The organism is Dehalococcoidales bacterium (assembly GCA_041652735.1).
In the GTDB taxonomy this organism is placed as follows: Bacteria; Chloroflexota; Dehalococcoidia; order Dehalococcoidales; family RBG-16-60-22; genus RBG-13-51-18.
The window spans coordinates 23,353-36,457 of record JBAZGT010000004.1; the positions used below are offsets into that span (position 1 = coordinate 23,353).

Consider the following 13,105-nt stretch of genomic DNA (forward strand, 5'->3'; position numbering starts at 1 on the left):
CTACTTCTCCCTCGTAATCACGATGGCGCCCAGAATCGCCGCCAGCAGCAGCACCGCGCCTATCTCCACGGGTAAAATAAAACCGTTCTCGCTGAAAAGCCGGGACGCTAAAGGAGCAACGGTCGGTGATACGGGGTCGGCCGATGATATATGCCAGGGGGCGTCGGTGACCACATAGACCAGGATGCCCAGCAGCGCCGCGGCCACCACGGCGGCCGGTATCTCCAGCTTGTTCACCGGGTTGCCTTTCTGGACGTCCCGCGTCATCATGATGGCCAGAATAATCAGCACGGAAATGGCGCCTACATAGACCAGTATCTGCACGGCCGCCAGGAAGTCCGCGCTCAGGGTGATGTAAATGCCCGCCACGGCGATAAAGCAGAGTATCAGCGCCAGCGCGGCGCGGAAGATGTTGCGGATGAACAGCACGCCCAGCGCCGCCGCCACCATGACCACCGCCATTATCCAGAAAGCCGAGGCCAGTCCCATTACTGCTTCTTTCTCTTTTCCGTTATTTTATCCACCAGCAAAGTCTGCTCCGGCAGTTTAGCCGCGATATCCGGGTGGAAGTAGCCGCTGGCCGGGCGTTCCGGAGATTCCGCCAGGGCGTCGTCCTCCTGTACCAGGTCGGCGCGGCGGTATTTAGCCCGCTCGAAGCTGAAGCCCATGAAAAGGGCGTCGTAGGGGCAGGCCTCCACGCACAGGCCGCACTGGATACAGTAGCCGGTGTCCACCCGGTATTTGGTTACATTATATTTATTTTCCGCCGTATTGGCGGCGGTTACAATCTCGATAGCGCCCTGGGGGCAGGCCTTGGCGCAGGTGGCGCAGCCGGTGCACCGCTCCCGGCTCCAGATAAGCTCGTTGCCGCGGGTGCGGCGGGAAATATTCAGCCGCTGCTCCGGGTACTGGCTCACGGTGGGGTGGCGGAAAAGGTGCCGGATGGTGACCGTCATCCCCTTGAAAATACCCAGGCCGAAACGCTCAAACTTGAACACGGCCCCACCCCAGTCTAAAGAATTTGGACCATATCAGTACCAGCACGCCCATCACGGCGAAGTTGATGAATATCAGGAACCATGGCAAAGCGTCCGGCCAGGCCAGCACCTGGATGGCGGTGACGAAGAGGTTGATGATGGCCAGCGGGAAAAGGAACTTCCAGGCGAAGGCCATCAGCTGGTCGATGCGGACGCGGGGCAAAGTGGTGCGCGTCCATATCATCAGGAAAAAGACGGCGAAGGTCTTTAAAATAAACCAGAGCCAGGGCGGCAGCCAGGGGCCGCGCCAGCCGCTCAGGAAAATGGTGGTAATCACGGCGGACATGGCAATAGCCTCCGCGTATTCCACCAGGTAGAACATGGCGAACTTCATGCCGGAATACTCGGTCATGTACCCGGCCACCAGCTCCTGGTCGGCCTCAAAAAGGTCGAAGGGACTGCGGTTGATTTCCGCGCAGGCGGCGGCGAAGAAAAGCAGGAAGCCCAGCGGCTGCATTAAAATGAAGGGAATATCCTGTTTGGCGATAATATCGCTGATGGTCAGCGAGCCGGCGAACAGCACCACGCCGACGATGGCCAGCACCATAGGTATCTCGTAGCTGACCACGGCGGCCACGTTGCGCATGGCGCCCAGCAGCGAGTACTTGTTGCCGGAGCCCCACCCCGCCATGAAAACCCCCACCGTGCCGATGGAACTGACCGCCACGATGTATAAAATGCCGATATTGAGGTCGGCCAGGACCGCGCCGTTCATAATGGGCAGCACGGCCAGAATCATCAGCACCGGGGCGAAAGCCACGATAGGCGCGACGAAATGCACTATCTTGTCCGCGGCGGTGGGGACGATGTTTTCCTTGAGCAGCACCTTGACGGCGTCCGCCACCGGCTGCAAAAGACCGAAAGGCCCGGTGCGGTTGGGGCCGAGGCGCGACTGCATTCTGCCCATGCCGCGGCGTTCCAGGTAAATGGCGCCCATGACCATGGTCAGCAAAAAGCCGATGATGGCCACGCTGTAGAAGAGCCAGTGCCACCAGTAGCCGCCCGGCCAGTCCGCGGCTACCGCCGCCGCCGGCAGGCTGTTATTGGCCAGAACGTCAATGACAGTCACTATCTATCAACTTCTCCCATGGTAATATCGATGCTGCCGAAAATCAGGATAAGGTCGGCCACTTTCCAGCCCTTGACCATTTCCCGCAAAGCGGTGAGGTTTATCAGGCTGGTGGGCCGCACGTGGCAGCGGTAGGGCGCTATAGAGTTGTCCGACACGAGGTAATAGCCCAGCTCGCCCTTGGGCGACTCTATATGGGCGTAGGCGTCGCCGGCGGGGGGGCGGATAAGGTGGGGCACGTCCGCTTTCACGGCGCCGCCGGGTATTTGCGGCACGGCCTGCTCCAGGATACGCAGGCTCTGGCGCATCTCTTCTATCCTAACGCGGTAGCGGTCATAGCAGTCACCGGCCTCACCGGTGGGGATATCGAACTGGAAGCGGTCGTAAATGGAATAGGGGTCGTCCTTGCGCACGTCCCGCTTAACGCCGCTGGCGCGGGCGACGGGGCCGCTGATGCCGCAGTTGACGGCTATTTCTTTAGCAAGGATGCCTACGCCCTTGGCGCGGGCCAGCAGGATTTCATTCTGCTTAAGCAGGACTTCGTATTCCTCCACCCATTTCTTGAGTCGACTGATAATTTTTTTCAGCGCGGGCAGGAACTCCGCCGGGATGTCCTGGCTGACCCCGCCGATACGCATATAGTTATAGGTCAGGCGCTGGCCGCTGACCATGTCAAATAAATCTATAATTTTTTCCCGCTCGCGGAAGGCGTACATGAAGGGCGTGTAGTAAGCCCCGGCATCGTTCAGCATGGACCCCACGGCGATGCAGTGATTGGCCAGTCTTTGCAGCTCCGCCATGATAACGCGGATGTACTCGGCGCGCTCCGGGACTTTAATGCCCGCCAGCTTTTCCACCGCCAGGCAGTAGCCCAGGTTGTTGCTCATCGGGGAAATATAGTCCAGGCGGTCGGTGAGGGGGATAAAGCCGGTGTAGGTGCGCTCCTCCGCCAGCTTTTCCACGCCGCGGTGCAGATAGCCGAAAACCGGCTCGATGTCCAGGACGACTTCCCCGTCCAGCGTGCAGCGCATACGGAAAACGCCGTGCGTGCTGGGATGCACCGGCCCGAAGTTTAAAACAAAAGGCTCGGTATGGAGCGTCAACTCTTCGGTAGTCGTCACCCGTTAAAGTCCTTCCGCAAAGGATGCCCCGGGAAACCGTCCCAGAGAAAGATGCGCTTTAGGTTGGGGTGTCCCTCGAACTTGATGCCGAAAAGGTCGAAAATCTCCCGCTCCTGGAAGTCCGCCCCCTGCCACAAAGCGGTTACGGAGGGCAGGGTGGGGTTCTCCCGGTCATAGCAGCGGGCTTTAATCATCACGGAGCGGTTGGATTCCAGCGAGGTAAGCTGGTAAACCATCTCGAAATAGCTGTAATAGTCCACGGCGGTAACGTAGTTAAAATAGTCGAACTTCAGCCCCTCGCCGGTCTTGAGGTATTCCATCACGGCAAAAAGCGACTCGTTTTTGACCAGCGCGCCGTTAGCCCCGACCTCTTCCGCCGCGCCGGGGAACTTGGCGTTCAACGCCGCCGCGATTTCTCTGGCCGCCAGGGATGCCGTCACGGTCGGTCTCCCTTTCCGCCGCCGGGCAACTTTAATTTGGGCATTTCAGGGAGGTCCGGGACGGACTTGGACCTGGCGATTTTTTCCTGTATCTTGCGGATGCCGTAAATCAGGGCTTCCGGGCGGGGCGGGCAGCCGGGGACATAAACGTCCACCGGGACAATCTTGTTATAGCCCGGCACCACGGCGTAAGACGAGCGGAAAATACCGCCGCTGATGCCGCAGGCGCCCATGGCGATAACCCACTTTGGCTCCGGCATCTGGTCATAGATGCGCCGCACACTGGGAGCCAGCTTCCAGGTAAGCGTGCCGGCGGTAATCATGAGGTCGGCCTGGCGCGGGGAAGCGCGCAGGATTTCCATGCCGAAGCGGGACAAATCAAAACGCGGCCCTTCCGCCGCGATGAACTCGAAGGCGCAGCAGGCGGGGAAGCATATGCCCGTCCAGAGGGAGGAGCGCTTGGCCCAGTTGAGCACCCAGTCCACGGTGGTAAGCAGGACGTTGCGTTTCAGGTCCTCGTCCAGCCATGCAGCGGGGTCGGGGATGGGCTCGCGGGCGCCGGACTTGAGCTTCTGGATGACCTGCCCCTCGTGGCTGTCCAGCTCGGAAGCGGTGTAGATGTAATCTTTATCGCTGCTTATTTCCATTCCAGCGCCTTCTTCTTCCAGGCATAAAGATAGCCGACCAGTATGATAAACACCAGGATGAGCACGGCGTAAAGGCTGAAGGCGCCCAGCTCCCGGAGCTGTACCGCCCAGGGATAAAGGAATACCACCAGCACGTCAAGGGCTAAAAAGATGAGGGCGAAGAAGTAGTAGCGGAAATTGAACTGTACCCAGGTCTTGCCGATGGTCTCCATGCCGCACTCGAAAACGGAGTTTTTGACGGCGTTGGGGTGGTTGGGGTTGATTTTAAGCAGGCGCAGGATTATGGGGATAACGACCATCGTCAGGGAGAAGAGGACAGCCACGATAGAGAATAAACCTATTAATCCGTAACTGGCTAACATGATGTTTTAAATACCCGGCGGCGTTGGCCGGGCCGGAGCATGCGCAATACTCAGAAAATCAGCTTTGAGACACTGGTAAAGCATACCATAAATTTTTGAGGTAAAGCAAGACGGCCGCCGGAGGTTATTTCCCGCCACGCTCTACCTTGAGCAAAGTGTCTATTTCATCCAGGTGCATGTTGCGGTGGCGGGCGCGGACTAACACCTAAGTCACTTAATGCGTGTCAATCTCCGCCTTCAGGGCAGGGGGCGAAGCCTCTATTTCAGCCCGTACTTTTTGGCGATTTTTTCCAGGCCGGGCATGCACTTATCCAGCAGGGCATCGTCCACGCAATAGACCAGCCGGAAATAGCCGGGCGCGCCGAAAGCCACCCCGGGCACGGTCAGCACATGGTGCTCCCGCTGCAGCTCGTGCACGAAAGCCACGTCGTCCGGGATGGGGGTGCGAGGGAAGATATAGAAAGCCCCCTGCGGCTTGTTGACGGTGTAACCCATGCGCACCAGGTTGTCATAAATAAAGTCGCGGCGGCGCTGGTATTCGCCGACATGGATGGAAACGCCCTGGATATTGGTCACCACGTTCTGCATGAAAGCCGGGGCATTGATGAAGCCCAGCACCCGCGTGCAGAACACGAAGCCGGTTATCATGTCGTCGTGGTGCTCACAGTCCGGGTGCAAAGCCACGTAGCCGATGCGCTCCCCGGCGATGGACAAATCTTTAGAGTGGGAGGTGCAGACGATGCTGTGCCGGTGGAAGTTCAGCGGCGAGGGATATTTCAGGCCGTCGTAGATAATTCTCTTGTACGGCTCGTCACTGACGATGAATATCTCCGTACCGAACTCGGCCTCTTTTTTACGCAATATGGCCGCCATCCGCGTCAACAGGTCGGCGCTGTAGACCACGCCGGTGGGGTTATTGGGGGAGTTGATCAGGATGGCTTTCGTCTTCGGGTTGATGCTTTTTTCCAGCACATCCAGCCGCGGCAGGAAATTCTCATCGGTGGGGAGGGGTTTAACGACGCCGTCATGGTTTTCCACATAGTTAAAGTAGTCCACGAACCACGGGATGAACACGATGACCTCATCACCGGGGTCGAGGATGGTCTTGAAAGCCACGTTAATGGCGCCCGCCGCTCCCACGGACATGATAACGTCCTTCTCCGTGAGTTTGAGGCCGGTCTCTTTGGCAAGCTGGGCGGCCACGGCGGCGCGGGTGGCGGGATAGCCGGCGTTCTCCATATAGCCGTGCATCCCCGGGAAGGGCTCGTTCGCCAGGCGCTTGAGCTCGCGGCGGAACTCCGGCGGCGGCTCCATGATGGGATTGCCCAGGGAAAGGTCATAGACGTTCTCGGCGCCGAACTCCTTCTTCATGGCGATGCCTTCTTCGAACATGCGCCTGATCCATGACCCCACCTTCATGCCCTTTTTGACTCTAGCCGATACGGACACCTTCGATTTCCTTTCTGCCCGCCGCGAACGCCTTGAGGTTTATCTCGCGGATATTGTCCGCCATGCGCCGGCTGATGCTTTCCTGCCAGACGGCGATATCCAGCGGCGCGAAAACGGAAAAACAGCCGAGCATGAAGATGTTCAGCGTGCGGACATTGCCCAGAGCTTTCACTTTCCGGTTGCCGTCGATAAAATAAATCTTGTCCGTGCGCCGTTTTAACGCGGCGGCGATATCATCGTTGGAGGGGTACTTGACCTGCCCCAGCCCCACCGAAAGCGGCGGCTGCTCGTAATCGTTGATTATCACGATAGCGCCCGGCGCCAGATAATGGCTCCAGCGGGCGGCTTCCAGCTTTTCAAAGGCGAGCAGCAGGTCGGCCGTGCCTTCCTTTATCAGCGGCGAGTTCACTTTTTCCGCCAGGCGCACGTGGCTGACCACGCTGCCGCCGCGCTGCGCCATGCCCAGCGTGTCCGTCTTTTTCACGTCGAATCCGGCGGCTAAAGCCGTTTCCCCGATGATGTCGGAAGCCAGGACGACGCCCTGTCCCCCCACCCCGGTGATTAGTAAATCCATCTTTTTCACTTTAGTTTCTCCGCTCATGGTGAGCCTGTCGAACCATGAGGCTTTTCTAAGCTCACCCTTCGACAAGCTCAGGGTGAGCGGAATCATTGTCTTTTCCCCTTTTCGTTCCCGTGAAAACGGGAATCCAGACCTCACCCCCTTTAATTCCCCCTCTCCGTCGACGGAGAGGGGGTTAGGAGGAGAGGTAACTAAATTCCTATCGCCTTCTGCGGGCAGAGTTGCTGGCAGATGCCGCAGGCGTCACCGGCGCAGAGGGACGGCTCGATAAATACCTTGCCGTCCACGGTCTGGATGGCGCCGCAGCCCAGCTTGAGGCAGTAGCCGCACTGCACGCACTTTTCCGCGTCCACTTTCCGGGGATTGGCGCGCTTTTTCACCTGCATGGCGCAGGCGCCCCGCACGATAATGACGGACAGCACCGGCTGCGCCAGCGAGTCCCGCAAAGCGTCCCTTAAAGCCTTAACGTCGAAGGCGTTGACCACTTTTAAATCTTTCACGCCGATGCCCCGGCACAAGCTCTCGATATCCACGGCGTTGGTCGGCTCTCCCTGGGCGGAGATGCCGGTGCCGGGGTGCTCCTGGTGGCCGGTCATGGCAGTGGTGTGGTTGTCCAGTATCAAAATGGTGAAATGCCCGTCATTATAAACGGCGTCCACCAGCCCGGTAATGCCGGAATGCATAAAGGTGGAGTCGCCGATAACCGCCACCACCTTGCTCTTCACGCCGGCTTTTTCCATGCCCATCGCCTGCCCGATGCCCGCGCCCATGCAGGCGGTCGTGTCCAGGACGTTGAGGGGCGGGTAAGCGCCCAGCGTGTAGCAGCCGATGTCCCCGGTGATTATCAGCTTGGGCTCGGCGGGTCCTTTAGCTTCCAGCAGCTTATTGCGCTGCCCCAGGGTATTCAAAGTAAAGTAAATGCCGGTGTGGGGGCAGCCGGGACAGAGCAGGGGCGGGCGGCGGGGCAGTCCGTCAGCGGGGGACAGGATATCCGGTTTTTCCGTTTCCGGCAGCAGTCCGGCGCCGATGCCGCTTTCCGTGACGATGCGCGTGTTCAGCTCGCCCACCAGCGGGATAAACTCCTTGCCGGTTACCGGAATGCCCATCGACTTTATATTGTCCTGCAAAAACGGGTCCAGCTCCTCGATGACGATCAGCCGGTCAACGCTGGCCGCGAACTCTTTTATCATTTTTTCCGGCAGCGGCCAGGTCATGCCCAGCTTGAGGAAGGAGGCCTTGGGAAAGACCTCGCGGGCGTACTGGTAAGCAACGCCGCTGGTCACGATGCCCAGTTTCCGCCCGTTGCGGATTATTTTGTTCATGGGGAAGGTTTCTGCGTATTCCTTCAGCCTTAACAGGCGTTTTTCGATAAATGCGTGGCGGGGTAAAGCGTTGACCGGCAGCATCACGTATTTCTGTACGTTGAAGTGAAAGGCCGGACTGGCGTTTTTCACCGTCCGAACGCCCTTTGCGTCCACCACCGACTTCGAGTGCGCGATGCGGGTGGTGGTGCGGAAAAGGACGGGCGTATCGAACTCCTCACTGATATCGAAGGCGTAGCCCATGAGGTCGTAAACGTCCTGGCTGTCGCCCGGCTCCAGCATCGGCACCTTGGCCAGGCGGGCATAATGACGGTTGTCCTGCTCGTTCTGGGAGCTGTGTATCTGGGGGTCGTCGGCGCAGACTACCACCAGCCCCCCGATGATGCCCGTCATGGAGGCCGCCATAAAGGGGTCGCTGGCTACGTTCAGCCCCACGTGCTTCATGGAGACCATGGCGCGCACCCCGGTGTAAGCCGCCCCCATCCCCACCTCCATGGCTACCTTCTCGTTGGTGGACCACTCGGCGTAGATATCCTTGAAGCGGGAGAGGTTTTCCATTATCTCCGTGCTGGGCGTGCCGGGGTAGGCGGCCGCCAGTTGAATGCCGGCGTGGTAAGCGCCGAGGGCCAGGGCTTCATTACCGGAAAGCAGTTGCAAAGTCTTTGGTGTATTCATAAACGCATTTCACTAATGTTTTTAGTATATTATATCAGAAAGCGTAGAAAATATGCAATATAGTGCGCATCAAGACATATGTGAAATAGTTCACACTTTTAAATTTTACCATAGATACGAGGCCAGCTACAACGTCGCGCGGGGCTAATATGCCGCCGCTCATGGGGAAAAGGATTATGTGCCACAGTTGACATCTTTTATCCGGCATGTTATATTGCTAACTGAAAACCATTTTCAATTAGCAGGCTGAAATGTACTACACGCAGAAGAAAATAGAAAGCACTTTAAGGCAGCGCGGCTACAAGATAACGCCGCAGCGCCGCTCCGTTATTTCCGTGATTCTTAACGCGAGGGAGCACCTCACGCCCACGGCCATTCATGAAAAAGTCCACCGCGAGCACCCCTCGGTGGGGCTGGTGACCATTTACCGCACCCTGGAGATGCTGGCGGAGCTGGGGCTTATCTGTGAAACGCACGCCGGGGGTAGCTGCCGCAGCTATCTGATACGCCGCCCCGCCGGGCACCACCACCACCTGATTTGCTCGGACTGCGGCCGGGTCATAGACTTTACGGACTGCGGCCTAGGCGAGCTGGAGCGCCGGCTCAGCGCGGAGACCAGTTTCAAAATTAACGGCCATCTGCTAGAGTTCCTGGGACAGTGCCGGGAGTGCAGCCTGACCGCCGGCGCCGCCAAATAATTACCAAGACAAGAGAAAGGGATGAAGGGCAGCCTTCACACGGTAGCATCATGAACGTTCGGGGACATGGCATTTTTCACCAAAAGGGCCAGAATAGTAGCAAGATATGGGGCAGATTCGCGTTGTTTTTCGTACTCATTGTACTACTCCCTTTTACCACGCTGGCCTGTCAGCCGGGCGCCGGAACAAGTAACAGCGGCAAGAAATCTATCGTCGTTACCTATTCCGTCCTCGGCTCCATAGTTAAAGACCTGGTCGGTGATCAGGCCGATGTAACAGTCTCCATTCCCAACGGACTGGACCCGCATGAATGGGAGCCGTCCGCGAAAGACATCGAGGCAATCAACAAAGCCGACCTGGTGGTGGAAAACGGGATGGAGCTGGAGGGCGGCATGGAAAAGACGCTTCAAACCGCCAGGGACAACGGAGTCAGGTTTTTTACTGTGTCCAATCACATTACGGTGCGTCATGTCGGGACCGGAGAAGGAATTCCTTCCGGCGACCCCGACCAGGCAGTTGGCGCCGCTGACCCTCACATCTGGATGGACCCTTTAACCATGAAAAGTGTCGTCCAGGCGCTCGCTCCTGTGCTGACTCAAGAACTCAATCTGGATGTAACCGACCGGGCGGTGGAATTGGCAAGCCAGCTGGACAGCCTTAACGCCGAAGTGGCGCAGACGGTGGCCCAGGTACCCTTAAGCGAACGCAAACTCGTCACCGGACACGAGTCCATGGGATACTTTGCGCAGCGCTACGATTTCCAGCTTATCGGGGTAATCGTTCCCAGCCTATCTTCACAGGCGGAAGTATCAGCGGCAGACCTGGCGGCGCTAAAGACAGTCATCCGGGATAACCAGGTAAAGGCGATATTTACCGAGCTTGGCACATCGCCGGTCGTCGCCAAAGCCATCGGGGATGAAACGGGGATTAAGGTGATAGAGCTTACAACGCATGCGCTGCCGTCTGATGGTTCTTATTTTACATTCATGCGTGACCTCGCAGCGACCATCGTTAATGCATTAAAATAGAAATAGTCATGTTTTTAATAACGCCATTTTCCACCAATGCTTTCATGCTCCAGGCCCTTATCGCCGGAATTCTGGTTTCCATCGCCTGCGCGGTTGCCGGGACTTTCGTTATTTTACGCGGTCTGGCTTTTATCGGGGACGCGCTGGCGCACGGTGTATTGCCCGGCATCGCTTTAGCGATACTGTTAGGTTTCCCCGGTATCATCGGCGCGGCGATTGGCTCTGTGTTCATGATAGGCGGCATCACGCTGATTACGCAGAAGTCACGGCTGTCCTCTGATACGGCCATCGGGCTTTTATTTGTCGGGATGCTAGCGCTCGGCGTATTGATTGTTTCCCGCTCCAACTCATTCAGCGGCGACCTTACACGTATACTGTTTGGCGAGATTCTGGGTATCAGCAAGTCATCAATAGTTATTCAGTTTATCGCGACGATTGTTATCGCGGCGGTTGCTATCATCTGCGCCCGGCCTTTCCTGTTGCTGAGCTTTGACCCGGAACAGGCGGAGGTGGCCGGTTTTCCGGTGCGTCTTTATCACAACATCATGCTCTTCATGGTCGCGGCGACGGTAATCGTCTCTTTCCAGACGGTGGGCACGCTGCTCGTTTTCGGTTTGCTCATCGCCCCGGCCGGCGCCGGCGCCCTCTTGGCGCGGCGTATTGAAGTAATGATGGCCTGGGCCGCACTCTTCGGGGCATTATCAATGTATTCCGGCTTACTGATAAGCTATTATTTCAACCTGGCAGCCGGCGCTTCTATCATCATGGTGGCCATAATCATATTTTTTATCGTGTTTATTATAAAGAACATGGGCAGTCGGCGGGCCGTTATGCCGCAGGAGAAAGCCCATGACTAGCCGGGAAAAGATAGCGGCCGCACCGGCTCCTGCCGGGAATCTCCCGATGCAGGCGGAAAAACTGGATATAGGCTATTCCGGCGATGTGGTGGTGGCCGATATTAATTTTGGATTGAAACCCGGCGAAGCGCTCGGTCTCATCGGTACTAACGGCTGCGGTAAATCAACCCTCCTAAAAACAATAGTTGGACTGCTGCCGATGCTGGCGGGCCGGCTATCAGTCTTCGGTATGCCCCCCGGCGGCAATCACTCCCGGATTGCCTATCTCGGGCAGTTCCATTCTTCCGGGTTCGTCCTGCCGATACGGGCCATTGATGTCGTGCGCATGGGGCGCTTCCCTCTCCACGGATTATGGAGACGTATGAACCAGCAGGACGAAGAAATTGTGCTTGCGGCCATGCAGACCATGGGCGTCGCAAAACTGGCCGAATATCCGTTACGTTCACTTTCCGGCGGCCAGCAGCAGCGGGTCTATCTCGCCCAGGTACTGGCGCATCGGGCTGACCTCCTGGTCCTTGATGAGCCGGCCACGGGATTGGATGCCGGAGGAAAAGAGCTTTATTTAAGGGCAATTAGAGGAGAACTGCTCCGCGGGGCCGCCGTCGTCATGGCGACCCATGATATTCAAGAAGAAGCGGCGCTTTGCCGGCAGGTAATGCTGATGGCGCGGAAGGTGGTAGCTATAGGCACGCCGCAAGACGTACTGACGCCGGATGCCCTGCTGAAAACTTTCGGCATCGTAGTTACCGGGGATAAACGACTGCAGGTGATTGAAACCCATCACGGTCACGGCGGCTCCGAGCCGCCCGCTACAAAGTAAGAGTAAACGGACTTTTAGCGTAAATCTCTATCCATACGTACCCCGGAGAAAACTTTCCATCAGGCACGCTAACCATTGTGAAAATGCCCCCGGTCTCTTATACTCTATACTGAATGGGGACATTATGATGGATTCCACCCGGGATAAAGCCATAACCCAAACCGGCATCTTCAAAGTAAATGCCTTCGTGGCGGAGGGGTGTAAAGGCAATCCCGCCGGGGTATGCCTGTTGCCGCGGGCGCGGGAGGACGATTATTATATTAAAGTTGCCGTCAAAATGGCCGCTGCCGAGACGGCTTTTATTTATGAAGAAAATGATATTTACCGCCTGAGGTGGTTTACCCTCTCCGGCCGCGAGGTCGCCCTGTGCGGTCACGCCACTCTGGCCGCCGCCGGCATTTTGTGGGACAAGGGGTATGTTAGCCCGGAGAAAACAATCCGTTTTACCACCAAGAGCGGTATTTTAAAGGCGGCGCGGGACGGCGACTATATTACTTTGGACTTTCCCCGCCCTGAAATCACGGAAATAAAGAACCGGGAACAAGACATTAAGCAGGCTACGGGGCTTGCCCCGCTTTTTATCGGCCAGACCGCCTTTGATTACCTGGTGGTGGTCGGTTCGGAAGCCGCCGTAAAAGCCTATAAGCCGGATTTTGAGCAATTGAAGAAGCTGGACGGACGCGGTATCAGCATCACCGCCCGGGCCGCCGGCAGGGACTACGACTTTGTTTCCCGCTTCTTCGCGCCGTCTATCGGCATTAATGAAGACCCGGTAACCGGCTCCGCCCATTGCGCGCTGGCGGTTTACTGGGGCGGGGTATTGCGCAAATCAGGCATGCTGGGCTACCAGACATCACGGGAGGGGGGGATGGTCAGGGTTGACCTGCTTAAGGACAGGGTGCTGCTCGGCGGCAGAACTAAAGAGACTGCTATCCCGGCGGCGATGCGCCAATTGATTCTTTCCTGGTAGCGCCGCCGGATGCTTTAATGGGGGAAACTT

Annotated in this window: 15 protein-coding genes; 5 read left to right on the top strand and 10 right to left on the bottom strand. The window is 57.5% G+C overall.

The window, feature by feature from the left end:
• The 10 genes from WC370_02335 to iorA all read right to left on the bottom strand — a co-directional run bounded on the left by WC370_02335 (position 1) and on the right by iorA (position 8,702).
• Positions 1–489, bottom strand: coding sequence for an NADH-quinone oxidoreductase subunit J (locus tag WC370_02335; protein MFA5308307.1), 489 nt, complete (start codon positions 487–489; stop codon positions 1–3).
• A complete protein-coding gene (locus WC370_02340; protein ID MFA5308308.1) occupies positions 489–998 on the bottom strand; it encodes an NADH-quinone oxidoreductase subunit I in 510 nt (169 codons plus the stop codon). The genes WC370_02335 and WC370_02340 overlap by 1 nt, the downstream gene beginning before the upstream one ends.
• On the bottom strand, positions 985–2,073 hold the full coding sequence (gene nuoH, locus WC370_02345; GenBank protein MFA5308309.1) for an NADH-quinone oxidoreductase subunit NuoH: 1,089 nt from the start codon (positions 2,071–2,073) through the stop codon (positions 985–987). The genes WC370_02340 and nuoH overlap by 14 nt, the downstream gene beginning before the upstream one ends.
• Positions 2,074–2,105: 32 nt before the next feature.
• Complete coding sequence (locus WC370_02350) at positions 2,106–3,227, bottom strand: NADH-quinone oxidoreductase subunit D (GenBank protein ID MFA5308310.1); 1,122 nt, start codon at positions 3,225–3,227, stop codon at positions 2,106–2,108.
• A complete protein-coding gene (locus tag WC370_02355; protein ID MFA5308311.1) occupies positions 3,224–3,667 on the bottom strand; it encodes an NADH-quinone oxidoreductase subunit C in 444 nt (147 codons plus the stop codon). Before WC370_02355 ends, WC370_02350 begins: the two co-directional genes overlap by 4 nt.
• The gene (locus WC370_02360; protein ID MFA5308312.1) at positions 3,664–4,314 is read right to left on the bottom strand and encodes an NADH-quinone oxidoreductase subunit B family protein; all 651 of its coding nucleotides are present in this window, start codon (positions 4,312–4,314) and stop codon (positions 3,664–3,666) included. Before WC370_02360 ends, WC370_02355 begins: the two co-directional genes overlap by 4 nt.
• Positions 4,305–4,676, bottom strand: a complete 372-nt coding sequence (locus tag WC370_02365; protein MFA5308313.1) for an NADH-quinone oxidoreductase subunit A — start codon at positions 4,674–4,676, stop codon at positions 4,305–4,307. Before WC370_02365 ends, WC370_02360 begins: the two co-directional genes overlap by 10 nt.
• 258 nt (positions 4,677–4,934) lie before the next feature.
• Positions 4,935–6,125, bottom strand: a complete 1,191-nt coding sequence (locus WC370_02370) for a pyridoxal phosphate-dependent aminotransferase (GenBank protein MFA5308314.1) — start codon at positions 6,123–6,125, stop codon at positions 4,935–4,937.
• Positions 6,109–6,699, bottom strand: a complete 591-nt coding sequence (locus tag WC370_02375; protein MFA5308315.1) for an indolepyruvate oxidoreductase subunit beta — start codon at positions 6,697–6,699, stop codon at positions 6,109–6,111. The genes WC370_02370 and WC370_02375 overlap by 17 nt, the downstream gene beginning before the upstream one ends.
• Positions 6,700–6,896: 197 nt before the next feature.
• Positions 6,897–8,702 carry an indolepyruvate ferredoxin oxidoreductase subunit alpha gene (iorA, locus tag WC370_02380; GenBank protein MFA5308316.1) on the bottom strand — a complete coding sequence of 602 codons (1,806 nt, stop codon included), beginning with the start codon at positions 8,700–8,702 and terminating at the stop codon, positions 6,897–6,899.
• A 251-nt stretch (positions 8,703–8,953) separates the two neighbouring features.
• Here iorA and WC370_02385 point away from each other — a divergent pair, with 251 nt between their 5' ends.
• From WC370_02385 to WC370_02405, 5 genes are all read left to right on the top strand, one after another.
• Positions 8,954–9,400 (top strand): Fur family transcriptional regulator, encoded by a 447-nt coding sequence (locus WC370_02385; GenBank protein MFA5308317.1) that lies wholly within the window; start codon positions 8,954–8,956, stop codon positions 9,398–9,400.
• A gap of 122 nt (positions 9,401–9,522) precedes the next feature.
• A complete protein-coding gene (locus WC370_02390; GenBank protein ID MFA5308318.1) occupies positions 9,523–10,428 on the top strand; it encodes a metal ABC transporter substrate-binding protein in 906 nt (301 codons plus the stop codon).
• An 8-nt stretch (positions 10,429–10,436) separates the two neighbouring features.
• Complete coding sequence (locus WC370_02395) at positions 10,437–11,285, top strand: metal ABC transporter permease (protein MFA5308319.1); 849 nt, start codon at positions 10,437–10,439, stop codon at positions 11,283–11,285.
• On the top strand, positions 11,278–12,105 hold the full coding sequence (locus tag WC370_02400) for a metal ABC transporter ATP-binding protein (protein ID MFA5308320.1): 828 nt from the start codon (positions 11,278–11,280) through the stop codon (positions 12,103–12,105). The genes WC370_02395 and WC370_02400 overlap by 8 nt, the downstream gene beginning before the upstream one ends.
• A 124-nt stretch (positions 12,106–12,229) precedes the next feature.
• Complete coding sequence (locus tag WC370_02405) at positions 12,230–13,075, top strand: PhzF family phenazine biosynthesis protein (protein MFA5308321.1); 846 nt, start codon at positions 12,230–12,232, stop codon at positions 13,073–13,075.
• Positions 13,076–13,105: the final 30 nt, after the last annotated feature.

What these genes read in the sequence shown, in the direction of transcription:
- WC370_02335 (MFA5308307.1), bottom strand. Translation starts at nt 489, where the DNA reads ATGGGACTGGCCTCGGCTTTCTGGATAATGGCGGTGGTCATGGTGGCG.
- WC370_02365 (MFA5308313.1), bottom strand. Translation starts at nt 4,676, where the DNA reads ATGTTAGCCAGTTACGGATTAATAGGTTTATTCTCTATCGTGGCTGTC.
- WC370_02405 (MFA5308321.1), top strand. Translation starts at nt 12,230, where the DNA reads ATGATGGATTCCACCCGGGATAAAGCCATAACCCAAACCGGCATCTTC.
- WC370_02385 (MFA5308317.1), top strand. Translation starts at nt 8,954, where the DNA reads ATGTACTACACGCAGAAGAAAATAGAAAGCACTTTAAGGCAGCGCGGC.
- WC370_02395 (MFA5308319.1), top strand. Translation starts at nt 10,437, where the DNA reads ATGTTTTTAATAACGCCATTTTCCACCAATGCTTTCATGCTCCAGGCC.
- WC370_02375 (MFA5308315.1), bottom strand. Translation starts at nt 6,699, where the DNA reads ATGGATTTACTAATCACCGGGGTGGGGGGACAGGGCGTCGTCCTGGCT.
- WC370_02360 (MFA5308312.1), bottom strand. Translation starts at nt 4,314, where the DNA reads ATGGAAATAAGCAGCGATAAAGATTACATCTACACCGCTTCCGAGCTG.
- iorA (MFA5308316.1), bottom strand. Translation starts at nt 8,702, where the DNA reads ATGAATACACCAAAGACTTTGCAACTGCTTTCCGGTAATGAAGCCCTG.
- WC370_02400 (MFA5308320.1), top strand. Translation starts at nt 11,278, where the DNA reads ATGACTAGCCGGGAAAAGATAGCGGCCGCACCGGCTCCTGCCGGGAAT.